Raw genomic sequence first — 23,765 nt, 5'->3', positions numbered from 1 at the left:
GGCGGTGACGATCTTGCCATTGCACCAAGCGTCATGGATGTGTGGATCGACCAGAAACCCGCGCTTACTACCGACGTCTCCAGCCTGGGCGATCACCTGCGCATCGGTGGTGCCCGGTGCATCGGCAATGCCGATTCATTCTGCAACCACCGGATTGGCATGGGTCTGTTCTAGCCGCTGGTGGATGAAGCCTGGAGCAATCAGCAAGCGTGGTGTGTAGCCGGTGATGCGTGCGGCGGCCAGTAGCGTAGGTGCCGGTGACGGCGTGGATGCCACGGACTGGATGAGACCGCCTCTCGGGCTCAGCATCGCTGTCTTCCAATGTGCACCACACTCACCACCGTTCCAATTTGGTCACACATGCTTTCGATCGTTTGCGGCAACGTACCCGTGGTTCCCAGTGAGGCGGCCATCGCGACTGATCCGAACACCGGAATCAGTGTGTTACGAGGATCGGTGCTGGCATCGGCCAAAGGCGCAGTACCCAAGGCCAATGACGCTGCTGCAGACGGTTTGGATGAGGGGTGCGCCAGCGTCGATGTTCAGCACTTCTACGCCTACGCCGTGTAGATAGTGTTGCGGCCATCAGGCCCTCTATAAGTCCCTCACGTGCCGCAAGACGGAGACAGCATCTGAGCTGCGCTACAGGATGTCCTCTGACGGGTTTTCCAAGCGGCGTGGGGCGTGCGTGCCAGTGATTGCGTTCACTTGGGCCGATCACGGTGCAAGCGTATTCACCAGTACTGGAAACACCAACAGTAGCAGTAGCAGATCAGTCTGATCGAACGAACGTCAGCCCCCTTCCGACGCAAGGATAATCCGACACCAACAGCCGTGATCACGCCCCATCAGCAACGCGATGCCGTTAAAGGAGTCAGCCAGGTCAAGGAGCAAGCGCTTGACACGAAACAGTACCGCCAGTTTGTACAGAGCGGCAGCGGTGGGCAACAGCACCATGCCCTGCCTCGGCATCGTGATTGTCCAGATAGCAATACACCGATGCGCGCGACACGAGCACCTCTATCAGGGCATGACTGGACCTGGTGTTCTCCTTCAGGCTTAAGCGGCGGCAGCGTAATAGACGCTTTCCGGGCAGCGGGTATTAAAATCGATATCCTGAAACACAATGATCCGAGTGCCGCCGCCGGTGTTCAGGCTGTACGGAGCTACCGTCAGGTCCAGCCCGCCCCACATGGCAATGACGAGGTCGGCTCAGTGTCCAAAGAACACGTCGCCTGGTTGAATTTGGTTGGACACACTGGTGGCATACCCGTTGATGGTGTTATCAGATTCCCACATCGTGCCGCTGGCAGCGGTCTTTGGCATAGCCGCGAATCCCGGCATTAAAGGCATAGGACATGGCATCCACATCAGCGTTACCCAGTGCAATCTGGGTTTCCATCTGCACCAGCTCGGCAAAGGAAGGGCACCCTGGTTTGGTAAAGAGCACTGCGTTGATACCACTGTGCTGTTTGATGCCTTTGGGCTGGGTACCGGACCCGCTGCCGTAGATCGCTGCGCGATCCACTTCCAGGGCCATCACGTGGAGCAGATTGGTGCGAACGATCTGTCCGGCATCGGGAGTGGATTGCAAGAACAGGCGGCGGGTGATGTCGGTGTAGGCCGCTAGCGATGTGGGGGTGAAATGAATCTGATCCAGGGCGGGCGGGCTTGCTTGCTTCCGGCGATTCGCCCTCACCGACCCAGTAGGCTTGGGTGGCGCCTTTTTGGCGGGGGATATCGACGTTGCCGACCAGGCCCCCCATGACATTGGCGCGCTGCATCACCCAGGTGTTGTGACGCAGTCATTCAATAAAGGACGCAGCGTGTAATTCGGTCGCAATGATGTTGGAGCCGGGCCCCTCGGATGGGGTGGTCATGAAGAATGCACGGTTCAGCAGGTCCGCGGGGATCAGCAACCCACGCGCCGGTTTGGCATAGGTTTTTTCTCGGCGTGTGAGCACTCGATCTTGAAGGTTGCGCGGCTTTGTCAGCCTTGCTGGCGTTAGGCAATAACGCGGGGATGGCGCGAATGACGCTGTAGTGCCGTACTTCTTTGGTGGACAGGCCGATGCTAGTCGCTGTGTCTTGTTCGGACTGCGGCAAGGATGCTGTTTCACTCAGTTTGGTCAGCAAGGCGCGCTGACATGCCTCTGGGGATTTGCCTTGGTCAATACTCACGGGCCAGTTCCGTGTTCCCGTAGCTGCTCCCAAGTACGTTAGTTTGCCGCACGCAGGTACGTTCCTCATCCACGTCATTGTTGTGGCTTTGGCGCTGTGCCTCTCCGGGACGTTCCAGGATTTCGAGTACCTCGGCAATCTGGCCATCTCCCTGACAAGGGCTGCGGAAGCGTCTCTTACGATTTTCTCAGTCATGGGGTGATCCCGCTTTGGGTGTGTCGCACGTGTTTGTGCAGTCTGTACCGTAGGGACGGCGGCGTCCTGTGGCGAGTTTTCCAAAGGCGCACCCGATACCCACGGAAGGATCAGCCGGAATGCTCACAATGGAAATCTCAATGGGCTCCCAGTCGGTGGTGCGGTATACGGGGTGTCTGTCGCGCTGCCCGATCACCTCCAGGGCATGCATTAAATCGCCCACTGAGACGTGATGGAGAGATTGGTTGGCATAGGCAAAGCGGCACAGGCGTTGGGAATGTCGATCATGACACTGCGGCGTTATGCCGTGAAAACGACTGTGGAAGTATCGCAATGCCGATGGTCTACCGTATTGCGCTGGACCCCAACAATACGCAAGCAACCTGTCTGGCGCGTGCAGCGGATGTGGCTGGCTTTTGCCTACAACTGAGCACCTTGCCATTGAACGTGCACGAGTGGAGATGCCCGAAGTACGGCAAGGTTCACAACCACGACGGCAACGCGGCAGTGAACCTCAAGCGTATCGCTGTGAATTCCACGGTGACAGCCTGAGGAGAGCAAGACGCTAACGAGCGTCGCAAGATGGTGGTGAAACCAACCTGGGTGAGGCAGAAAGTCAGCGTCGAATCTGTTTCGGCAGATTCGAGTAGGGATGCGGGAACGGTATATAGCGTGTCTGATGGCCGCAGGCCGTGCTCAGTGCGTCGGCCTGGGCAGATACGACTCTCTTGGCATCCAAAACCCTGCTGAACGCCGATATTGGTGAGCCTCGGATTGATCTTCAGCGCGGTGCAGTCATATACGTATCTGCCCGATTCCCGCGCCTGCATCGACGTTGTGTCCGTACTCTCCGACAAATCCATACGACGCGACGCACTCCGGGCGGCTCGGCAGCAGGACACGCGATCCCGATCCCGGATGCGGCCAGGACACACAGCACATCCTCGGGAGTCGTCATGAGACGCTCCAGCGCAGCGGCACTGCTCATGCATGCGTTTCTAATGACGCAACCCATGCCGATGTCATTAGTGGGCACCGTGGATAGCATCCAGGTTGGACGCGAGCTGGCGGATCTGTTGTGGGCTGAGCAGCGGGGAGACTGGGGTCAGGTTCATGGCAGGTTGACGCCTATGAGATTGGTTGACCTGTGGCCGCTTTCGAGCGCGTGCCCCACGCCTTGAAACGGATCGCAACGCCATTGCGCAACCGGAATGCTTTCAATATGTCGTGGCGCGTTGGCCGAGAACGTCAGCGTTCTTCGGTGATGTTCCCCTATTTGTTACTGCTGTCACGGCCAAGCTCAATGATGTTCTGCTGATCGAGCGCACCACACACACGGCTAATGACGGGCCCGTGAGCGGCCAAGCCGACCTCATCGCCAACCTGAGCAACCAGCTCACTACCCAGGGCATCACCACTCCATCGAGCAAGGGGAAGTCAACATGAAAGACGCTGTCCCCGACATCCGGAAAACCAAAGACTGTCCACCAGAAGAGACAGACCAAACATAACGCGACGGCGGCGAAGATAAACAGGCGTGTGGCGGCCACTCACAGCAGTTACTGATCGCATCAGGGCTTTCCGGTAGCAAAGTGTGTCGCCGCCCTCGCGTCGCCGGGAAACCCTGACCAATCAGCCCACCGGGGCGGATGTGGAAAACGCCGACGGTGACGGCAACAGGGCGGATGCACCTGGGACGCTGTCTCCCAACAGCAATGGCGCGATGTTGCGCCGATCCCAACTACGGTGCGCCTAGCCGCACAGATGAAAGCGCGATGGGCGGACCCGATTTACCGAGCGTGCACCCGGCGCTTCCACCACGACGCACGCACCTACCGCTGACCGCACCTTGACTATGGGCTGCTCGTCTCGCGGAGTACGCTCAACATGCACGATGAGTAGAGGCTCAAGCCTGATGCGCTGGAATGGCGGCTCGCGCGCAGCGATCCCTGTTGGGTGCGTGCCGATGTAGACAGTCGAGGGTCGTGGGATTCAGGTGGCGTCGGCAAGGTCCGACGCCAATGGACTATAGGAGGGCGAAAGCTGACGCTTCCCCGTCTCAGGTGTAGCAAGGGGGTGGTAATTACGCCATCACACCGAGATAAGAAGATGATGAAGCACGACAAGCGTCAGAAGTTGGTTGGCTATCTCAAGCGATTCTTGAGGAAGCCTTGGTTCATACAATTGGTCATGGTTGTCTGGAAACTGCTTGATCGTTTCTTTTGAACAACACTGCGCTGATAGCCAAGCATGATACGACAAAACCAACACCCTCCCATAGAACAACACTACCCACTTGAGGAAAGTAATACGGAGGCGAAATGTTGAATAGAGCCCTCAAGATCATCCGAGAGGTTCATCGGATGAAGCAGGGCGAACTCGCTGATTTGCTGGGAATCTCGAAGTCTTATTTGTCAGAGCTTGAACGAGGCGAAAAGAAGGTGAGCCTCAATGTGTTGAACAAATATGCCAGTGTCTTTGATGTTCCGGCTTCGACGTTTTTAAGTTTCATGGAAGCACTCGAAGGTGAATCAGAAACAAGACGCGCCCGTGCTGAGAAGCTACTAAGCGTCCTCTCATGGACAATTGAGAATGAATCAGCAGACGACCAAACCCGTCTCAACAAAGAGGCGAACTGAGCGGTACAGGATCGCTTCGTCACACCTGTATGGCATTCGGCGTCATACAAAACTTGCTGAAATCCTTTGGTGGGCCGGCACAGCAGGGCAACTACAGACCTTCACTCGCCAGCCCGACAACTACACGAGATACATCGACACATCGAAGCCTGGCAAGGATCGTCTTATTGAAGCACCTGCCCGTAGGCTAAAGGGTTTTCAGAGGCGCTTACTTGACCTTCTTATTCGCATTGAGCTTCCCGATTATCTGCACTCTGCGCGCCCTGGCTACTCGTACTTGAGCAATTCTGCAGCACACTGCAAGGCTGACGGCTCCACCGTCACGATGGATATTGATTCGTTCTATCAATCAGTAACACTGCATCGCGTCGCACAATTCTTTGAACAGAAGCTCAACTGTGCACCTGATGTGTCAGAGACACTTGCGCATCTGCTTTGCTGCGATGGACACCTAGCCACAGGAAGTCCCGCCAGCCCACTTTTGTCTTTTTGGGCATATCACAATTTGTTTGACTCTATCAATGACAGAGTGCGGTCACGCGGCGGGGTCTTCACGCTCTATATTGACGACATGGCCATAACCGGCAATGGCTTCGGCCATACAGACGCACGCTGGGTCGGTCGCCTTATACGCCGCTCAGGATTGAGACTAAAGGACTCAAAGACGCGCGTTTTCCGAGCCGATGCCGCCAAGCTCATTACAGGACGCGCCTGTCGAAACGGAGTCAGTAGGGCTCCGAATAAGCAGCACCGTAAGATGCGGGAAGCTCAAGCGCAGCTAGAACAAAACCCGCATGATCTAACGCTACGCGCGAGTGTGGCCGGGTTAAAGCGCCACCTCGCACTGCTTGATGATGTAAAACGTGATCAACATCGTGCGGATGCGTCGAGAATCAGCAAACGACATTAACCAATCAACGTGATTATCTTGGCGCGTGGCAGAGAAGATCGCCCATGTGATAGGCGACCCGTGCGAAAAGCTGGTGATTGGCTCGCTCCGCAGCAGCAACTTTTTCAACGCCTGGCTCGAACAGCTTGGACAAGCGATCCCACGTTGACCACAACAGCATTGGCAAGCAACTTGCGAAAGTGCTGTCCTGCCATTGATAGAAATTGGACGAGCTTCACTCACGGCGCTTAGGTCGGACTCAAGTCGATAGATGTGGAGGACTGCGCAGTACGCTGCCATAAAGGTCAATTGCGACGCAGTCTAGACTGGGAGCTGGGAGAAAATAGTCGTTAAGCCAGTCAAGGAAGGTGGGCCGACTGGTGTCTCAATGCCCCCTGGCAGAGACAAAGCAGAAACTGCATCAATCGTGGCAATGCATCGTGTCACCGGCGACACGATGCATTGAGCGTCTAACTTAGACTCTATACCTTGCAGCATGCCACGCAGCCCTTCAACAACTTCATGTAGCATCGGAATGATCAGCACTATGTTAGTGAGAGACAAACAAAAGGCCGCACCTTAAGTGGACGGCCTTCCGCTACATCATGGTGCCGGAGATAGGAGTCGAACCTACGACCTTCGCATTACGAATGCGCTGCTCTACCAACTGAGCTACACCGGCGAAAACCAAAACATGTCTAAACCGTGTCTGTCCTGCAAAGCCATCGGACCGCTGGCAGCCCGAACGCCTGGTGATGCAGGCCTTGCACCTCCGCCGCCACGAGTAGTACACGGTGACCACTCCGTGAACGAGTGCGGCCTAAGCGGGGAATTTTAGGGCGGGGCGTTCTGACTGGTCAACGCCGACGCGCGCTTCGCACCCTCAACCCACCAGTTGCAGGCGCAGTTCCTTGGGGAGTGCGAAGACCATCGATTCCGGTGTGCCGCTTTGTTCCAACACACTTTCTGCACCTAGTTCGTACAGCCGTGCCAGCACACCATCGACCAGCACTTGCGGTGCAGAGGCACCCGCGGTGACACCGATGTGGTGCTTACCAATGACCCAGGCGGGATCGATCTCAGCAGCACTGTCGATCAGGTAGGACACGACGCCCTCGCGTTGCGCCAATTCGCTCAGCCGGTTGGAGTTGGAGCTGTTTGGCGAGCCGACGACCAGCACCAAGTCGCATGCTCGGGCCAGATTCCGCACCGCATCCTGGCGGTTCTGGGTGGCATAGCAAATGTCATCGTTCTTCGGCCCTTGGATGGTTGGGAAGCGCCTGCGTAACGCCTCGATGATGCTGCGCGTGTCGTCCACCGACAGCGTGGTTTGGGTGGTATAGGCCAGGTGGTGCGGTTGGGTTACATCCAGCATGGCGACATCGTCGATGTTCTCAACCAAATAGATATGGCCAGCACCACGCTCCTGGTCCCACTGCCCCATAGTGCCCTCCACCTCCGGGTGTCCAGCATGACCGATGAGTACCATGTCACGTCCGGCGCGGCAGTGGCGAGCCACGTCCAGATGCACCTTGGTCACCAGCGGGCAGGTGGCGTCAAACACTTTCAGTCCACGCTGCGCCGCTTCGCGACGCACGGCCTGCGATACGCCGTGGGCGCTGAAAATCACTGTTGCTCCATCGGGGACCTGATGCAGTTCTTCAACGAACACCGCACCGCGTTGCTTCAAATCATCAACGACGAAACGGTTATGCACGACTTCGTGACGGACGTAGATGGGGGTTCCCAGCATCTCGATGGTGCGTTTGACGATTTCGATGGCGCGGTCAACGCCGGCGCAGAAACCTCGAGGATTGGCAAGCAGGACTTTCATTGCGGGCTTCTATATGGCGGTGAGGCACTCTGTCAGGGGAACAGAGTACGGACAGAAATTATCCTGTTTTTGAGTGGTGCTTGCCGTTCAGTAGGCCAAACACGGCAATACCGATGGCACCAGCGACAATGGCCGAATCTGCAACGTTAAACGAAGGCCAGTAATAGGAACCCACGTGCCATTGGATGAAATCGACTACGTGACCATGCATCAGTCGGTCAATCACGTTACCAATGGCTCCTCCAATGATCAGCGCATAGGGCAATGCGCTGCGCCATTCGCGCCGTGGAGTACGTGAGAGCCAGAACATCAGCACGCCACTGATGCCAACAGCCAATGCCACGAAGAACCACAGCTGCCAACCACCCGCTTCGCTAAGTAAGCTGAACGCTGCGCCGGTATTGTAGCTGCGGTACCAATTCCAGAACCCATTAATCACTGGCACGGGGATGTATTCGGGCAGGCTGGATAGGACCCAAGCTTTGGTGCATTGGTCCAGAGCAATGACGCCGACCGAAAGCAGTAACCAGATCAGCGCGTTGGAGTGGGATGGTTTGGTCATATGATCGGCGGCCTGGTCTTTTAAGTCTTTGGTGGTTTTTTCAGCAGCTGAAAAGGTCGCTACAGGAAAGATAAGAAAAAACGGTGAGATGCACTCTGTGGCCAGACATTCATCCGGTATCGGATGGCACACGCTGGCCCGTTTTCAGGAGAAACGTTGTGGCGTTGTAGGCTGTCAGAGCAGAATGTCTCATGTTCTGTTGAACGTGGCGTCTATGTTTCAGTAAAGCACGGGGAGTACACGCAATCTCCACACGTTGCGACGTCCATCCGAGTACAGCGGTAGATGTGGGCCGCAACGCCGCTCGCAGGCAGGTATTCAGAACCAACGACGCACTTCACCTGGACCCTCGACGTTACTGACACAACGCCCGCAGAGTTCCGGATGCCTTGGGTCGGCACCGACATCGGCACGATAATGCCAGCAGCGGGCGCATTTGGCTTTGGTGGTTGGCTGGGCACTGACAAAGACGCCGTCAGTATTAGCCACCGTCACGGTCACATCACCACTGATGAACAGAAAGCGCAGCTCCTCGGTCAGCGATTGCCAGCGTGCGGCGCTATCAGCATCAGCAGCGACGGTGATTTCTGCTTCCAATGCAGCACCGATCACGCCGTTGGCGCGCATCGGTTCCAACACTTTGGTGACTTGGTCGCGCAACATCAGTAACTTATCGAAGTCGGTCACCGTCAGCGGTGCGTTGCCTGGCAATGGCGCCAAGCCTGCGTACCAGGTGACGAAAAGCACATTGTCCGCGTGGTCACCCGGCAAATAGGTCCACAGTTCGTCAGCCGTGAAACTTAATATCGGTGCGATCCAACGCACCAAGGCTTCAGTGACATGGAACATCGCGGTCTGTGCAGAACGCCGGCCAGGGGCGTCTTCACGCATGGTGTACAAGCGATCTTTGGTGACGTCCAGGTACAGCGACCCCAGGTCCACGCTGCAGAAATTCAACACGGCCTGCACGATCTCGGCGAAGTCGTAACGCGTGTAAGCCGCCTTGATGGTCTCTTGCAACTCAAAGGCGCGATGTACGATCCAGCGATCTAAAGCCACCATGTCGTTCAGGGCCACCAGGTGTACGGCGGGATCAAAGCCATGCAGGTTGCCCAGTAAGAAGCGGGCCGTGTTGCGGATACGCCGATAGGCGTCAGCGTTGCGCTTGAGGATCTCCTGGGAGAGAGACATCTCGTTGCTGTAGTCAGCGGAGGCAATCCACAAGCGCAGGATGTCCGCGCCCAGGGTCTTCATGATGTCCTGTGGCTCGATACCATTGCCCAACGATTTGGACATCTTGCGGCCGTGCTCGTCCACAGTGAAACCGTGGGTCAGGCATTGTTTATACGGTGCAGCATTGTCCATTGCCACGCTGGTCAGCAGCGAAGATTGGAACCAACCGCGGTGTTGGTCGGCCCCCTCCAGATACAGATCAGCAGGTTTAGGCAGGCCGCCCTCGGTGAGGACGGCATCGTGGGTGATACCAGAATCAAACCAGACGTCGAGAATGTCGGTGATCTTCTCGTATTGATCGGTTTCGGTACCCAGCAACTCCGCTTGATCCAGCGAGTACCAGACGTCCACACCTTGCTGCTCGACGCGCTCCGCCACTTGGCGCATCAACGCGGTACTGCGCGGATGGGGTTCTCCACTCTCACGGTGTACAAAGAGTGGAATCGGCACGCCCCAGGTGCGTTGCCGTGAGATGGTCCAGTCCGGACGGTTTGCGATCATACCGGCGATGCGTGCCTGCCCCCATCCGGGGTACCAAGCAACCTGCGCGATGGCCTGCAGCGCATCCGCACGCAAGCCAGCCTGCTCCATAGAGATGAACCACTGCGGTGTGGCGCGGAACGCGATGGGGGTTTTGTGGCGCCAGCAGTGCGGGTAGCTATGACGCATTTCACCGGCGGCAAGCAACGCGCCGCGAGCACGCAACGCTTCGACAATGACAGAGTTGGCCTTCCAGATATGCAGACCGGCCAGTGGGATCTCACCAAGTGGCGGGGTCGAAGGCAAGTAGACGCCGCGGTCGTCGACGGGGTTGAGTTGCGCGCTGCTATACCGGCCCAGTAACCCGTATTGCTGAGAGACTTGGTAGTCTTCCTGGCCGTGACCAGGCGCGGTGTGTACCGCGCCGGTACCGTCTTCAGCCGAAACATGGTTACCAAGCAGCAACGGGATCTGGCGCTCGGCATAAAATGGATGCGCCAACATGTGCAGATCGAGCGCGGCCCCCTTGGCGCGCCCATGTACCACCACTGCGCCGATGCCGTAGCGTGCCAGTGCTTTCTCGGCCAGTGCCTCGGCCAGCACTAACCAGCGGCGGTGCCCGGAGTGCGCCGGCCCTTCAACCAAGACGTAGTCCAGTGTTGGTCCCACAGAGACGGCCAGCGAAGCAGGGAGTGTCCACGGTGTGGTGGTCCAAATCGGCACGGCGAGCTGAACATCAGACGGCACCGTGACGTTGAATACCGCTGCAAACGCCGTGGGGTCAAGCACTGGATAGGCAACATCCACCATGGGAGAGGTTTTGTCGGCATATTCGATCTCCGCTTCGGCCAGTGCCGAACCGCAGTCGAAGCACCAATGCACTGGCTTGACACCACGGACCAGGTGGCCTTTATCGACGATCTTGGCAAGCGCACGGATCTCGTTGGCTTCGAAGCGGAAGTCAAGCGTCTTGTATGGGGCGTCCCAGTCACCAATCACGCCCAGGCGCTTGAAATCGCGACGCTGCAACTCGATCTGCTCGGCAGCATACTCGCGGCACTTTTGGCGGAACTGCACCGCATCCAAGGTGACACCCACCTTGCCGTATTTCTTTTCGATGGCGATCTCGATGGGCAAGCCGTGGCAATCCCAGCCCGGAATGTACGGTGCGTCGAAACCATCCAGGTGCTTGGACTTGATGATGATGTCTTTGAGGATCTTGTTGACGGCATGGCCAAGGTGGATCTGACCATTGGCGTAGGGTGGGCCATCATGCAGGACGAACAGAGGGCGGCCCTTGGTACGGGCGCGCAGCTGTGTGTAAAGTCCCTCACGTTCCCAACGTTCCAGCATGGCCGGCTCACGCTTGGGGAGGTCGCCACGCATTGGGAAGTCGGTTGCGGGCAGATGGAGGGTGGCTTTGTAGTCTTGGCTCACGCGGTGGCTCGCAGTCTATGTTCGGAAAGAATGCGACGCGCCTCTTGGGCGTCGCGATGTATCTGTGTGGTCATTGTCGGGAGATCAGGGAATGTCGCTTCGTCACGTAGTTTTGCGACAAATTCGACGTCGATACGGCGTCCATATAGATCGCCTTGGAAATCGAACAGATGCACCTCCAGCAGCGGTTCCACACCGCCGACGGTGGGCCGGGTCCCGAAGCTGGAGACCGAAGGCCATGGCTGCTCGAAGATGCCATGCACCCAGGTCGCATAAATGCCGGCCAGTGCGAGGGGATGCGGGAAACGCATATTCGCCGTCGGGTAGCCCAGAGTGCTGCCAATCTGCCGGCCACGCACAACGTGCCCGCCGATCATGTAGGGTCGGCCCAGCAGCTCAGCCACGTGGGCAAAATGGCCTGCGGCCAACAGTGTGCGGATTCTGGTTGCAGAGACGCGCTCACCATGCCGGTGTAAGGGTGCAATCTCGGTGGCTGTGAAACCGTACCTCAGGCCCAATTGCTGCAACAGCGCGATATCACCGCTGCGCTGATGCCCAAAACGGAACTGCGGCCCAATCAAAACCTCGCGTACCCCCAAGCGCCCAACCAGAACATGCTCGACGAAGGCTTGAGCACGCATCGCTGCAAGTCGGGTGTCGAAACGCAGCAAGCCGACGCTGTCGGCACCGAAACGGTGCAGCCCCTCGATCTTGGCGCGTGTCAAGGTCAAACGCGGGGGCGGGGCGGCAGGGGCGAAAAATTCGCGTGGCAGCGGTTCGAAGCTCAGTGCCACGGTGGGGACATCCAAGGCCGTTGCATGTTGAAACGCACGACGGACGAGCGCTTGATGACCCAGATGCAGACCATCAAAAGCGCCGATGCAAACGACACTTCCATGCGGGAACAGCCTCCCACCTTCGATATCTCTAAACACCCTACCCATTGATCAATCCAAAAAGCCCGGATACGGGGATGGCCGGGCGTGGTGATACGTCACTATTGGAAAGTATAACTGGGCTGCTACACCAAGGCCGAGCAGCGCCACGTATTTCGGCCAGCTGGCGTATGCGGTGACCAGGGATGGAGGACTCCACGTTTCTATCCTTGGCGCAGGTGATGCGGACGCCATCCTAGTGCGACTTGAGTCACCCCATAGGTGAGCCCTCCCCCACCGACCAGAATCACCAGCCAACCGATCTTCTGCCACTGGTCCATGCTGGAGGAATCGGGGCGCCAGTGCATCAGTGCCAGCAGGACTGCAACCATTGCGGCACATGCCAGTGTGAGACGCAGCAGGTATCCGCTCCACCCTGGACGTCGGCTGTAGATGTTGCTTCGGCTGAGCCAATACCAGAGCAACCCAAGATTCAGGTAGCTGGATAACGCGCTGGCGATGCCCAGGGCCAGATGCAATCCTGGCTGTTGACCCAAGGCGGCCAGCACGCCCTGTGCCTTCAGGGATGCTGGCACCATCCACTGATACAGCAATGCCAACAGGGCAACATTCAGCAACATATTGGCCAGCAGCGCCGCAATGCCAGCACGCACTGGGGTGGTCGTGTCTTGGCGTGCGTAAAACGCCGGAAGCACCACTTTTAGCAATGCGAAGGCAGGCAAGCCAAAACTCAATCCATAGACTGAAAGGGCGGTCATGCGCACATCGAACGCGGTGAAGTGCTGGTATTGAAATAGCGTCGCCACTAATGGCTCGGCTAGCAGCAGGAGTCCCAGCATCGCAGGTACGACAATCAGCAACGTGGTGCGCAGCCCCCAATCCAGCGCATTGGAGAAACTAGCGCTGTCGGTCTTGACGTGATGGCGCGCCAGCGTCGGCAAGATGACCGTACCTAATGCCACACCGAACACACCCAGTGGCAGTTCCAGAAAGCGGTCGGCCAGTGACAACCACGTCTGCGAACCGTCACTCAGTCGCGCCGCAATGAAGGTATCCATTAACAAATTAATTTGAGCAACCGAGGAACCAAACAGTGTGGGTACCATCAGTCCGAGGATCTTGCGCACATCCGGATGACTCCAACCCCAGCGTGGCAGCGTCAGCAGATCGATACTGTGCAATGCCGGGAGTTGGAACAGCAATTGCAGGATACCGGCCGCCAATACCGCCCACCCCAGTGCCAAGATAGGCACTTGCAGCCGTGGTGCCAGCCATAACGCACCGCTAATCATGCATAGATTAAGGATCACCGGAGTGAGCGCCGGCATTGCAAAACGCTGGAAGCTGTTCAGTGCGCCGCTTGCTAATGCAGTCAGCGAAACGAACAACAGAAATGGGAAGGTCAACCGAAATAATTCGGTCAACAATCCCTGTTTCGCCGGATCGGTATTGACGCCACTCCCGAATAGCCAAGCCAACTGCGGTGCCAACAACAGCCCCAATGCAGTCACGATCAACAGCACTCCCCCCAGCGTGCCAGACACGCGTGCCATCAGTGCGCGCAGTTCAGTGTGCGGACGGGTCTCCTTCACTTCGGTGAATACGGGGACAAAGGCCGTGGCGAATGAGCCCTCAGCAAACAGTCGACGCAGAAAATTCGGTACACGAAATGCCACCATGAAGGCATCCGTGATCGCATTGGCACCGAACTGGGTCGAAATCACCTGGTCCCGCACCAAGCCCAGCACCCGTGACACCATGGTCATGCTACTGAACGACAGCAACCCTCGAAACATATGGGACTTGCTCATCGCTTGCTCCTGTCGACAAGAGGCTTGACGTAGATATTCATGAAAATCATAATCCCCTGCTTAATTTTTCATCAATGGATTTCGAGGGAAGTACCGCCGTGGCCAATATCAAGTCCGCCAAGAAGCGCGCTAAGCAGACCGTTGCGCGTAACACACGCAACACGGCGCAGCGTTCTATGTTGCGCACTGCCGTCAAGAAGGTCATCAAGGCGCTCGACACTAGGGATATCGTCGGTGCCGAAACTGCTTTCGCTGTTGCCCAACCCATCCTTGACCGTTTCAGCGCCCGTGGATTGATTCATAAAAATAAAGCGGCCCGCCATAAGAGTCGGTTGACAGCCCGCATCAAAGCGCTGAAGACGGCTTGATGCTGCACCACAGTCCGGAACGATGAGTCGAACTGGCCATCGCACTCTGCAAAACAGGGTACGGCTAGTTTCAAGGATGAAGAAATGCATCGTTCCAAGGAGCTGCCACTGCTTCATCCCATCCATGCGCTTTTCTCGACCATCTCCTCCCGCTGGCGCTCGAAGAACTCCATTGCACGCTTCATGATTGGCCAAGTCCCGTGGCGGCTCAGCGCGGATACTAGATACCGCGGCCCGCTCCAGCCGAGTTCGGCAATCAGTGCCTCCGCAACGGCGTGAGCCTCTTCTTCGGGCATTAAGTCAGCCTTGTTCAGCACCAACCAACGTGGTTTGGCCAACAGTGCTGGATCATGCCGTTCGAGTTCGAGTTCGAGTTTACGTACCTGCTCGGCTGGTAATAGACCTACTCCAGCTTTTTCGTTGCCGTAAGCATCAGCGGTTGCGGAAATGTCCACCATGTGCAGCAGTAACCGGGTACGCTGCAAATGACGCAGGAACTGATTACCGAGCCCAACACCCTCAGCAGCTCCTTCAATCAACCCAGGAATATCAGCGATCACGAAGCTGCTGTGCGCCTCGATTTTGACCACACCCAGGCTTGGATAGAGTGTGGTGAACGGATAATCCGCAACCTTCGGAGTGGCCGCAGAGACTGCACGAATGAAAGTGCTTTTACCTGCGTTTGGGAAACCAAGCAAACCAATATCAGCAAGCAGCTTGAGTTCTAGCTTCAATGTACGCTCTTCGCCCCCCTCCCCAGGCGTGGCTTGGCGTGGAGCACGGTTAATCGAGCTTTTGAAATGCATATTGCCTAAACCGCCTGTGCCCCCTCTGGCCACCAATAAGCGATCGCCATGACGGACCATATCCCCGATCACCTCATCTGTCTGGACATTGATCACCACGGTACCCACCGGCACATTGATGATTTTGTCCTGACCAGCCTTACCATACATCTGCCGGCCCATTCCATTGACGCCACGCTGCGCTTTAAACATGCGCTCGTGACGAAAATCCACCAGTGTATTGAGGTTTGCATCGGCCACCAACCAGACGCTGCCACCGTGACCACCATCGCCACCGTCAGGGCCACCAAACGGGATAAATTTCTCGCGCCGGAAGCTGACACAGCCATCCCCACCATTGCCGGCCATCACTTGGATTTCTGCTTCGTCGACAAACTTCATGGAATACGGATTCGGAATTAGAAAACGAAAGACGATTGAAGCAGACGGTTTACATGTACAGAACAGTGCAACAGACACGTAGCAGGTAGATAGAGAACACAAAACCCCGCTATAGCGGGGCCTTTAGCCGTGATGGGTTCTCAGTGTCGAGCAATGCGAGATTGAAATTCACTCCTGAATGACGCTGACAGTACGGCGTTTTTTCGGACCTTTGGTCGAAAATTGAACCGTGCCATCCACTAACGCGAATAACGTATGGTCGCGCCCCAGACCAACACCACAACCTGGATGAAACTGGGTACCACGCTGGCGAACGATAATGTTTCCAGCTTCGATGGCTTGCCCACCGAAGAGTTTGACGCCGAGGTATTTCGGGTTAGAGTCGCGGCCGTTACGCGAGGAACCTACACCTTTTTTGTGTGCCATGAACAACTCACTCCTTATTATCGATTACTGCTGGCCAGGCCCGGTCATACCGGTGATTTGGATTTCTGTGTAGTACTGCCGGTGCCCTTGATGCTTCATGTGGTGCTTGCGGCGACGGAATTTGATGATTTTCACTTTGCGAGCGCGGCCGTGGGCCACGACCTTGGCGGTGACAGAGGCACCTTGCAACGCTTCACCCACTTGGATGCCATCGCTGCCACCCATCAACAGGACACTGTCAAAAGTGATCTCGCTCCCAGCTTCGACATCGAGCTTTTCAACCCGCAACGTCTCCCCCTGAAGCACACGATATTGCTTGCCGCCGGTGACCAGTACTGCGTACATGACCATACCTTCCTTTTTAATGTCGTTATTGTGGTCGCTGCCGCCAGAATCTGGACAGACAGAAGGACGCAAATGCTAGCGTTTTTCCAAAGAAAATAAAAGAAGCTTCGGTCTTGCAGCCAACGGCGGAGATAGCGATGTGAATGCGAAGCTAGAGTGCACACTGGCATTTTTGCATCCTCCCCCCGATTTGGATTGAAGTGGGTAATCTAAGCAGTTGATGATTGAGTGTCTAAACGCGTGGGAAATTTCTGTAGTGCATCATCAATCATGCTGTCGGACCTAAACTATCATCCATCAGTGCCCCGCCACTGACCTGATTCCGGATACCCCATCGTGACGGACCTCATCCGCATCCGCGGCGCGCGGACACATAACCTTAAGAATCTGGATCTCGATCTACCACGCAACAGCCTGATCGTCATCACCGGCCTGTCCGGCTCTGGCAAATCATCGTTGGCGTTCGACACGATATACGCCGAAGGTCAGCGCCGCTATGTCGAATCGCTTTCGGCCTATGCACGGCAGTTTCTCAGTGTGATGGAGAAACCGGATCTGGACCATATCGAAGGGCTGTCCCCGGCGATTTCAATTGAACAAAAGTCAACCTCGCATAACCCGCGCTCCACCGTCGGTACGATTACCGAGATCTACGATTATTTGCGACTGCTGTATGCACGTGTCGGACAACCACGCTGCCCGGACCATCATTACCCGCTGGAAGCGCAGACAGTCAGTCAGATGGTGGATCACGTATTGACCTTGGATCCCGAGCAGCGCTACATGCTGTTGGCACCCGTGGTACGTGAGCGTAAGGGTGAACACATCCAGGTGTTCGAGCAGCTGCGCGCGCAAGGCTTCGTGCGCGTGCGCGTGAATGGGGAACTATATGAGATCGACGCAGTACCCACATTGGCACTGCGTCAGAAGCATACGATCGAAGCAGTGATTGATCGTTTCCGCCCACGTGAGGACATCAAGCAACGTTTGGCCGAAAGCTTTGAAACTGCATTGAAACTCGGCAATGGGATGGCCTCCGTCCAATCGCTAGACGAGACAACAGCCACACCGCAGCTGTTTTCCTCCAAGTACTCCTGTCCAGTCTGTGACTATTCGCTACCGGAGTTGGAGCCGCGGTTATTCTCCTTCAACGCGCCGATCGGTGCTTGCCCCACGTGCAACGGTCTGGGTGTGACCGAGTTTTTCGACCCGGCCAAGGTCATCGTTCATCCAGATCTTGCACTGTCGGCCGGCGCTGTACGCGGCTGGGACCGCCGCAACGCGTATTACTTCCAACTGATCGCTGCACTTGCCAAGCACTATACGTTCGACGTGGACGCACCATGGCAAGCGCTGCCTGAAAAGGTACGTCATATCATGCTGTTCGGCAGCGGTGATGAGCAGATCAGCTTCACCTACTTGACGGAAGCCGGGGGCCGTACCACACGTAAACATCGCTTCGAAGGCATCGTGCCGAACCTGGAGCGCCGTTATCGTGAGACAGAATCGCCTGCCGTACGTGAGGAACTTGCCAAGTACATCAGCACGCGGCCTTGTCCGGAGTGCGGTGGTACACGTCTAAACCGTGCCGCACGCAACGTGTTCGTTGCCGATCGGACGCTCCCTGAGCTGGTGGTGCTGCCGATTAATGAAGCATTGGTATTCTTCCAAACGCTGCGTCTACCAGGCTGGCGCGGTGAGATTGCCGCTAAGATCGTCAAAGAAATCGGAGAGCGCCTCGGTTTTCTGGTCGATGTCGGCCTGGACTACCTGACGTTGGAGCGTCACGCCGACACACTCTCCGGTGGTGAAGCACAACGTATCCGTTTGGCGAGTCAAATTGGTGCCGGCTTGGTGGGCGTCATGTACGTGCTGGACGAACCTTCGATTGGGCTGCACCAGCGTGATAACGAACGCCTGCTCGGTACGTTGACCCGGTTACGCGACCTCGGTAACACCGTGATCGTCGTCGAACACGACGAGGACGCGATCCGCCAAGCGGATCACATCCTCGACATTGGTCCCGGTGCCGGCGTGCATGGCGGTGAGATCTGCGCCCAAGGCACGTTGCAACAGATTATGACTGCGCCACACTCATTGACCGGCCAATATTTATCCGGGCAGCGCCGCATTGAAATTCCCCAACAGCACCGCACCCCCAATCCGGAAATGATGCTGCACCTTCGCGGCGCCTCTGGTAACAACCTGAAAGGCGTTGATCTTGACATCCCAGCGGGGCTATTCACTTGCATTACCGGCGTGTCCGGCTCCGGCAAATCGACGCTGGTCAACGACACGCTGTTTGCGTTAGCCGCAAACAAGATCAATGGCGCCTCTCATGCCATTGCGCCGTATCAGTCAGTCGACGGTCTAGAGATGTTCGACAAAGTGGTGGACATCGATCAATCACCGATCGGACGCACGCCACGCTCCAACCCAGCCACCTACACCGGCCTGTTCACTCCGTTGCGTGAGCTGTTCGCTCAGGTTCCGGAGGCACGTGCGCGCGGTTATTCTCCAGGGCGTTTCAGCTTCAACGTGCGTGGCGGCCGCTGTGAAGCCTGTGAGGGTGACGGACTGATCAAGGTTGAAATGCACTTCTTACCGGATGTCTACGTGCCATGCGATGTCTGTCATGGCAAACGTTACAACCGCGAGACGCTCGAGATTCGATATAAGGGATACACCATCAACGACGTGCTGGAAATGACCGTCGAAGATGCCCTGAAACTGTTCGAGGCCGTACCAGCGATCGCCCGCAAGCTGGAAACACTGGTAGACGTCGGCTTGAGTTACATCAAACTCGGCCAGAGTGCGACGACGCTATCAGGCGGTGAGGCGCAGCGTGTCAAATTGTCCAAAGAACTGTCCCGGCGCGACACGGGCCGCACCCTGTATATCCTCGACGAACCAACCACTGGGCTGCATTTTTACGACATCGAAGCACTCCTAGCCGTGCTACACACCCTGCGCGATGGAGGCAATACAGTGGTCGTGATCGAACATAATCTGGACGTGATCAAAACTGCCGATTGGGTCATCGATCTCGGCCCGGAAGGCGGCGGGCGCGGCGGTGAAATACTGATTGCCGGCACCCCTGAAGCTGTGGCGGCGTGTCCTCACTCGCATACGGGGCGCTTCTTAGCCAAGCTGCTGCCTTCCATGCCTGGCAACGATGTGTCCGGCGACCGTTATCCAACCCCAGGAGAAGATGTCATGGTCGCACAGGTGGTACACCTTTAGACCGCATCCACGATGAGCGGTGCCTGCATCCAGACATGATGTGCTTCCTCAACACTGCCAGACAATCCCAGACCAGGAAGCAAAAAATCAATCGCGATATGGAGGGATAGCGGTCAACACCCATCTCGGCAACAAAACCCATGTCGTGATGAACGTAGCACCCTCCTCAGTCATTGGATGGATGGTGGGCCGGCAGATCACCTGATGCCATAAGAAAGACCATGCGCATGCATGCCCCCCACGCCGAGCCACCATGAGCGCTGCCGTGCATTGGTGCCGAGCAAGGCCCTACGGCGAGGCTCAAACATGCAGCGCCGTTGGCATCATTGAAAGGGGGTCAGATAAGGCATGATTTGTGCCGCAATCACATTTCCGGCTGCGTTCTCGAACATAGCCTTCATACTCTGCGCGGCCCTCTTGATAATGGGCCATTCCGGTTTTGATGAAATAGCCTGTTCTTGCAAAGTCATTAGATAGGCTTGCAGCTCGCCGCGGATTTCTTCCGAGACAGCACCTTGCTCAAGCGCTGTGCGCAGACACTCAATCAACGATAACAACGCGGCCATGTCATCCGCTGTGTGAATATGGGTCTGATTGGAACCGATCGTCCCAATTTGAACATTAGAGTTTTTGACGTCTCCAAAGTTAAAACGATAGTTTTTCACGATCTGCTTTTCCTCCACTGAGAATATCCTTCCCTTGCCAAGCACGCCCTGAGTCTCCAGATCAAGCACCCATTGCAGCACCTTGTCGCGCACCTTTTCGAGTATTTCATGAACCTTCTCGTTCGATAATAAGTACAGCGGACGCCCCATCCCTCCGGACGAAAGTCGCATGATCTCCATCAAACTACGCTCAATTTCAGGATTCAAAGCGAAATAAATTTCGGTCTTCCGCTGGGCAAATTGTCCCAGCTCATGAATCGACTGTATGACAGATAGCTGAGCAAACTCTTTGCTGATGTCAGGCGGGAGATTGAGAGGGACAAAGCCCTTGACTGGATCCTTGGCGATAAACGGTGCCAATACCCGCCGATAGTCGGGAACCTCATCCGAGGGATAACCGTTCAGTTCCCCCTTGATCCATGCCGCCAGTGCGGGAAGCTCCAAGCGCGACGCGGCCACCAGCGCCAGACGCAACAGATGAGCCAATGACACAGTCCTGTCAAGCACTGCATCCACCAATTCATTCACCAGTACCTTGCTTTCGTCCATGCTCATCTCACCCGTCAGTGCCTCCACGCGGAGTGTGTCATCGTTATCCGGCATTAACCCGGCATTAACCCGGCAGCCATCTTAGCAAGCCCGGACGGGTGATCGTCGCCGTGGACTTCGGCAAGCCACGCCGCAGCACAGGTGAGATCGGCACAACAGTACTTGGCGATCACCTCATCATCCGATCCGCCTTGCATCGCGCTCCTCCTCCCTGAGCGCTTGAGTGAATGGAGCATGGGCGCTGCGGCCATCGCTGTCAGCGACCACACGCAACGGCAAACATCCTCGTCCTTATCGCCAGCCCTGAACGATAGCGCGGCAAGTGAATAAGCAACCGATCGACTCGACATCGCGCCAACCGTCCCCGGTGAGACCAAGAATGACAGCGGCCAAGCGATAATCACTCACTGCGAACCTTGGCCATCTCCAGCCGTCCAACATTGACCACCGTCCAGCACTCCGCACACCTACACTGCCGCGCCTTTGGGTAGCTTTTCTCGGCCTCGCCGATGCAGGTGTGAACGTTGGGGGCATGCGTCCCGCTTTGCACTTCGATAGCGCCCCCGTGATCAGCCCGATGTCCTCAAAGGCTTAGATGAGATGCTTCAGCGGCTCGCATTCGGATTGCACGCCGCCGCCCCACTTCTCACGAAAGTTGCAGTGCGGCTGACACGCGGCCAATGCCTGGACGTGTTGTCCGTCGGTATTCGCAACCAGGATGAGCTAAAAACATCTGGACGATGACCGGCTGCGCCGCTGTGTGGAAACACACACCGCCGCACTACTGCGTAAAAAGAGTGATACGGCTTGCATTTCATGATGAACAGGGAGGAGATGCATGATCCTGAGCGATCACGAAACCAACATTGATCTACTGAACAACGAGGCCATTGCCACCACCATCATCAAGTTGCTTGGCACGCAGCCCAACCACCCGGTAACGATCGGCGTGCACGGCGACTGGGGTGCGGGAAAGTCCAGCGTGCTCGAAATGATCGACGCTGGCTTCGCGGATCAGGACGCTGTCCTATGCCTCAAGTTCAATGGGTGGCGCTTCCAGGGCTTCGAGGATGCGAAGATCGCCTTGATCGAGGGGATCGTGACAGGCTTGATCGAGAAACGCCCGGCGCTCAACAAGCTGACCGTAGCCGCCAAGAATGTGTTGCGTCGCATCGACTTGCTGAAGATCGCCAAACGGGCCGGCAGCCTGGTCCTGACCGCATTCACCGGCATGCCGACGCCCGAGCAAAGCAGAGGCATCGTCGGCTCACTCGAAGTGCTCATAGCAGACCCTACCAAGCGCATCACGAAAGAAAAGCTCTCGACAGTCATTGACGATATAAAGGCCGTGCTGAAACCGGGCGAGTCCAAGCACGTGTCGGAGGAAGTGGAGGCCTTCCGCAAGGCATTCGCCCAGCTCCTGAAAGATGCAGACATCAAACAGCTCGTTGTCCTGATCGACGACCTCGACCGCTGCCTGCCCGACACCGCCATTGAAACACTCGAAGCCATCCGGCTGTTCGTATTCACCGCGCAAACCGCGTTCGTCGTCGCCGCTGATGAGGCCATGATCGAATATGCCGTGCGCAAGCACTTTCCCGATCTGCCCGACAGCACCGGACCGCGAGACTATGCCCGCCATTACCTCGAGAAACTCATCCAAGTTCCGTTCCGCATCCCGGCCCTGGGTGAAACCGAGACACGGATCTACGTGACGTTGTTGCTCGCTGGTACCGCCATCGGCGAGAACGACGAGAACTATAGGAGGCTGATCGCCGTCGCGCGGGAACAGTTGAAGCGACCGTGGAGCAGTGGCGGTCTGGATGCCGCTATGGTCAAGACGGCGCTCGGCCAGCAAGCCGAGAAGGCAAACAATGCGCTGGCACTCAGCGACCAGATCGGACCCATCCTGGCGAGCGGCACAAAAGGCAACCCGCGCCAGATCAAGCGCTTCCTCAACACGCTGTTGTTGCGCGCGCACATGGCGACTGCACGCGGTTTTGGAAACGACATCACGCTCCCCGTGCTCGCGAAGCTTATGCTCGCGGAACGATTCATCCCAAAGTTGTTCGAACAGATCGCGTCGGTCGCGGCAGTCCATCCACAAGGGCGGTGTGAAGACCTCGAAACGCTGGAGAAAAGCCTGGTGTCGGCTAACGGCAAGAATCGTCAGTCGAAGAGGCAAAAGGTCGCCGCAGCGGTGCCCGCCTCCGACAACACCGTGTTGAACGAGTGGAAGTCGTCGGAGACGGCGCGCGACTGGGCGCATCTCTCCCCGAAGCTGTCAGGACTCGATCTGCGCCCCTACTTGTTCGTCACAAAGGACAAGAAGGACTACTTCGGTCCCGTGTCGGTGCTCGGCCACCTGGCTGGCATAGTCGAAAAATTGTTCGGCAGCAAAATAGCCCTCCAGAGCTACAAAGCCGAGTTGAAGCAGCTGCTGCCCCCCGAAGCCGAAAAGGTGTTCGAGGCCGTGCGCAGCAAGATCATGAGCACGGGCACCTTCGCTGCCAAGCCTGCAGGCATTGATGGTCTCGCCGTCCTTGTGGAGGTGCAGCCGGGACTCCAGAGCCGGTTGCTGGATTTCCTGGAGGCACTGCCACATGGCCAATGCGGGTCTTGGCCTGCCGGTGGTTGGGAAGGCGCCCTCAAGGACAGGGCATGCAACACTCGCCTGACGAAGCTGCTGGAAGCATGGAGCAAAGCTCCCAAGTCGACACTCAGTATCGCCGCCACAGCGATGCTCACCTATGACAAGGAAGGACGTTGATGGGAACCTCGACAGCGTACGGCGGCCCGCGCGGCGGAACCCCGCTGGTTCCGTC

Annotated in this window: 26 protein-coding genes and 1 tRNA gene; 8 read left to right on the top strand and 19 right to left on the bottom strand. The window is 56.9% G+C overall.

The annotated features are described in order from the left end of the window. Positions 1–135 precede the first annotated feature (135 nt). Positions 136–309 carry a hypothetical protein gene (locus PLS229_RS12225; RefSeq protein WP_230428193.1) on the bottom strand — a complete coding sequence of 58 codons (174 nt, stop codon included), beginning with the start codon at positions 307–309 and terminating at the stop codon, positions 136–138. 51 nt (positions 310–360) lie between these two features. Between PLS229_RS12225 and PLS229_RS12220 the strand changes: the two genes are divergently transcribed. Continuing rightward, positions 361–570, top strand: coding sequence for a hypothetical protein (locus PLS229_RS12220; RefSeq protein ID WP_230428192.1), 210 nt, complete (start codon positions 361–363; stop codon positions 568–570). 222 nt (positions 571–792) lie between these two features. Here PLS229_RS12220 and PLS229_RS04470 read toward each other — a convergent pair whose 3' ends face one another. The 5 genes from PLS229_RS04470 to PLS229_RS12205 form a co-directional block, all read right to left on the bottom strand. After that, positions 793–972, bottom strand: a complete 180-nt coding sequence (locus tag PLS229_RS04470) for a hypothetical protein (RefSeq protein WP_152536664.1) — start codon at positions 970–972, stop codon at positions 793–795. 87 nt (positions 973–1,059) lie between these two features. Next, positions 1,060–1,194 (bottom strand): hypothetical protein, encoded by a 135-nt coding sequence (locus PLS229_RS12435; RefSeq protein WP_267903176.1) that lies wholly within the window; start codon positions 1,192–1,194, stop codon positions 1,060–1,062. Between the two features lie 91 nt (positions 1,195–1,285). Continuing rightward, on the bottom strand, positions 1,286–1,699 hold the full coding sequence (locus tag PLS229_RS12215) for a phage major capsid protein (protein WP_051482383.1): 414 nt from the start codon (positions 1,697–1,699) through the stop codon (positions 1,286–1,288). A 106-nt stretch (positions 1,700–1,805) separates the two neighbouring features. Continuing rightward, complete coding sequence (locus PLS229_RS12210; RefSeq protein ID WP_230428190.1) at positions 1,806–1,964, bottom strand: hypothetical protein; 159 nt, start codon at positions 1,962–1,964, stop codon at positions 1,806–1,808. Positions 1,965–2,368: 404 nt separating this feature from the next. Next, positions 2,369–2,587, bottom strand: a complete 219-nt coding sequence (locus tag PLS229_RS12205) for a hypothetical protein (RefSeq protein WP_230428189.1) — start codon at positions 2,585–2,587, stop codon at positions 2,369–2,371. 122 nt (positions 2,588–2,709) lie between these two features. Between PLS229_RS12205 and PLS229_RS04460 the strand changes: the two genes are divergently transcribed. Continuing rightward, positions 2,710–2,928, top strand: coding sequence for a zinc ribbon domain-containing protein (locus PLS229_RS04460; protein WP_038272853.1), 219 nt, complete (start codon positions 2,710–2,712; stop codon positions 2,926–2,928). 229 nt (positions 2,929–3,157) lie between these two features. Here PLS229_RS04460 and PLS229_RS04455 read toward each other — a convergent pair whose 3' ends face one another. After that, complete coding sequence (locus PLS229_RS04455; RefSeq protein WP_152536665.1) at positions 3,158–3,364, bottom strand: hypothetical protein; 207 nt, start codon at positions 3,362–3,364, stop codon at positions 3,158–3,160. A 152-nt stretch (positions 3,365–3,516) separates the two neighbouring features. Between PLS229_RS04455 and PLS229_RS04450 the strand changes: the two genes are divergently transcribed. The 3 genes from PLS229_RS04450 (at position 3,517) to PLS229_RS04440 (ending at position 5,925) form a co-directional block, all read left to right on the top strand. After that, complete coding sequence (locus PLS229_RS04450) at positions 3,517–3,822, top strand: hypothetical protein (protein ID WP_038272854.1); 306 nt, start codon at positions 3,517–3,519, stop codon at positions 3,820–3,822. Positions 3,823–4,739: 917 nt separating this feature from the next. Further along, positions 4,740–5,015 carry a helix-turn-helix domain-containing protein gene (locus tag PLS229_RS04445; RefSeq protein WP_200866217.1) on the top strand — a complete coding sequence of 92 codons (276 nt, stop codon included), beginning with the start codon at positions 4,740–4,742 and terminating at the stop codon, positions 5,013–5,015. Then, positions 4,969–5,925 carry a reverse transcriptase family protein gene (locus PLS229_RS04440; RefSeq protein WP_038272860.1) on the top strand — a complete coding sequence of 319 codons (957 nt, stop codon included), beginning with the start codon at positions 4,969–4,971 and terminating at the stop codon, positions 5,923–5,925. Before PLS229_RS04445 ends, PLS229_RS04440 begins: the two co-directional genes overlap by 47 nt. A 585-nt stretch (positions 5,926–6,510) precedes the next feature. Here the strand turns inward: PLS229_RS04440 and PLS229_RS04435 are convergent. From PLS229_RS04435 to murJ, 6 genes are all read right to left on the bottom strand, one after another. Beyond that, positions 6,511–6,586: transfer RNA gene (locus PLS229_RS04435), tRNA-Thr, on the bottom strand. 201 nt (positions 6,587–6,787) lie between these two features. Further along, a complete protein-coding gene (gene ispH / locus PLS229_RS04430) occupies positions 6,788–7,738 on the bottom strand; it encodes a 4-hydroxy-3-methylbut-2-enyl diphosphate reductase (RefSeq protein WP_038272862.1) in 951 nt (316 codons plus the stop codon). A 58-nt stretch (positions 7,739–7,796) separates the two neighbouring features. Continuing rightward, positions 7,797–8,300, bottom strand: coding sequence for a signal peptidase II (gene lspA, locus PLS229_RS04425; protein ID WP_038272868.1), 504 nt, complete (start codon positions 8,298–8,300; stop codon positions 7,797–7,799). Positions 8,301–8,618: 318 nt separating this feature from the next. Further along, the gene (ileS, locus tag PLS229_RS04420) at positions 8,619–11,450 is read right to left on the bottom strand and encodes an isoleucine--tRNA ligase (protein ID WP_038272864.1); all 2,832 of its coding nucleotides are present in this window, start codon (positions 11,448–11,450) and stop codon (positions 8,619–8,621) included. Beyond that, positions 11,447–12,394, bottom strand: coding sequence for a bifunctional riboflavin kinase/FAD synthetase (locus tag PLS229_RS04415; RefSeq protein WP_114867093.1), 948 nt, complete (start codon positions 12,392–12,394; stop codon positions 11,447–11,449). Before PLS229_RS04415 ends, ileS begins: the two co-directional genes overlap by 4 nt. Before the next feature lie 155 nt (positions 12,395–12,549). Next, positions 12,550–14,142, bottom strand: a complete 1,593-nt coding sequence (gene murJ, locus PLS229_RS04410; protein ID WP_114867213.1) for a murein biosynthesis integral membrane protein MurJ — start codon at positions 14,140–14,142, stop codon at positions 12,550–12,552. Between the two features lie 113 nt (positions 14,143–14,255). On the opposite strand from murJ, the gene rpsT reads away from it, so the two are divergent. Then, positions 14,256–14,525 (top strand): 30S ribosomal protein S20, encoded by a 270-nt coding sequence (gene rpsT / locus PLS229_RS04405; protein WP_038271456.1) that lies wholly within the window; start codon positions 14,256–14,258, stop codon positions 14,523–14,525. 113 nt (positions 14,526–14,638) lie between these two features. On the opposite strand, the gene obgE is transcribed toward rpsT, so the two are convergent. From obgE to rplU, 3 genes are all read right to left on the bottom strand, one after another. Then, positions 14,639–15,712 (bottom strand): GTPase ObgE, encoded by a 1,074-nt coding sequence (obgE, locus tag PLS229_RS04400; protein ID WP_038271438.1) that lies wholly within the window; start codon positions 15,710–15,712, stop codon positions 14,639–14,641. Positions 15,713–15,880: 168 nt separating this feature from the next. Beyond that, positions 15,881–16,138, bottom strand: a complete 258-nt coding sequence (gene rpmA / locus PLS229_RS04395) for a 50S ribosomal protein L27 (protein WP_038271437.1) — start codon at positions 16,136–16,138, stop codon at positions 15,881–15,883. A gap of 24 nt (positions 16,139–16,162) precedes the next feature. After that, complete coding sequence (rplU, locus tag PLS229_RS04390; protein ID WP_038271436.1) at positions 16,163–16,483, bottom strand: 50S ribosomal protein L21; 321 nt, start codon at positions 16,481–16,483, stop codon at positions 16,163–16,165. Positions 16,484–16,816: 333 nt separating this feature from the next. On the opposite strand from rplU, the gene uvrA reads away from it, so the two are divergent. Further along, on the top strand, positions 16,817–19,726 hold the full coding sequence (gene uvrA / locus PLS229_RS04385; protein ID WP_230428279.1) for an excinuclease ABC subunit UvrA: 2,910 nt from the start codon (positions 16,817–16,819) through the stop codon (positions 19,724–19,726). A 323-nt stretch (positions 19,727–20,049) separates the two neighbouring features. Here the strand turns inward: uvrA and PLS229_RS04380 are convergent, their stop codons facing one another. The 3 genes from PLS229_RS04380 to PLS229_RS12200 are packed head-to-tail and all read right to left on the bottom strand — an operon-like array spanning position 20,050 to position 21,490. Further along, positions 20,050–20,994 (bottom strand): AbiTii domain-containing protein, encoded by a 945-nt coding sequence (locus PLS229_RS04380; protein WP_230428502.1) that lies wholly within the window; start codon positions 20,992–20,994, stop codon positions 20,050–20,052. Next, positions 20,994–21,344, bottom strand: coding sequence for a hypothetical protein (locus tag PLS229_RS04375; protein WP_038271434.1), 351 nt, complete (start codon positions 21,342–21,344; stop codon positions 20,994–20,996). Before PLS229_RS04375 ends, PLS229_RS04380 begins: the two co-directional genes overlap by 1 nt. Then, entirely contained in the window at positions 21,341–21,490 is a 150-nt protein-coding gene (locus PLS229_RS12200; RefSeq protein WP_230428188.1) for an XcyI family restriction endonuclease, read from the bottom strand. Before PLS229_RS12200 ends, PLS229_RS04375 begins: the two co-directional genes overlap by 4 nt. 288 nt (positions 21,491–21,778) lie before the next feature. On the opposite strand from PLS229_RS12200, the gene qatA reads away from it, so the two are divergent. Further along, positions 21,779–23,710, top strand: a complete 1,932-nt coding sequence (qatA, locus tag PLS229_RS04370) for a Qat anti-phage system ATPase QatA (RefSeq protein ID WP_038271433.1) — start codon at positions 21,779–21,781, stop codon at positions 23,708–23,710. The last annotated feature ends 55 nt before the right edge of the window (positions 23,711–23,765 follow it).

Origin of the sequence: Xylella taiwanensis (genome assembly GCF_013177435.1) — a bacterium.
Classification (GTDB): domain Bacteria; phylum Pseudomonadota; class Gammaproteobacteria; order Xanthomonadales; family Xanthomonadaceae; genus Xylella; species Xylella taiwanensis.
Note: the sequence above shows the minus strand (reverse complement) of the source record. Positions and strands in the feature narration are given on the sequence as shown.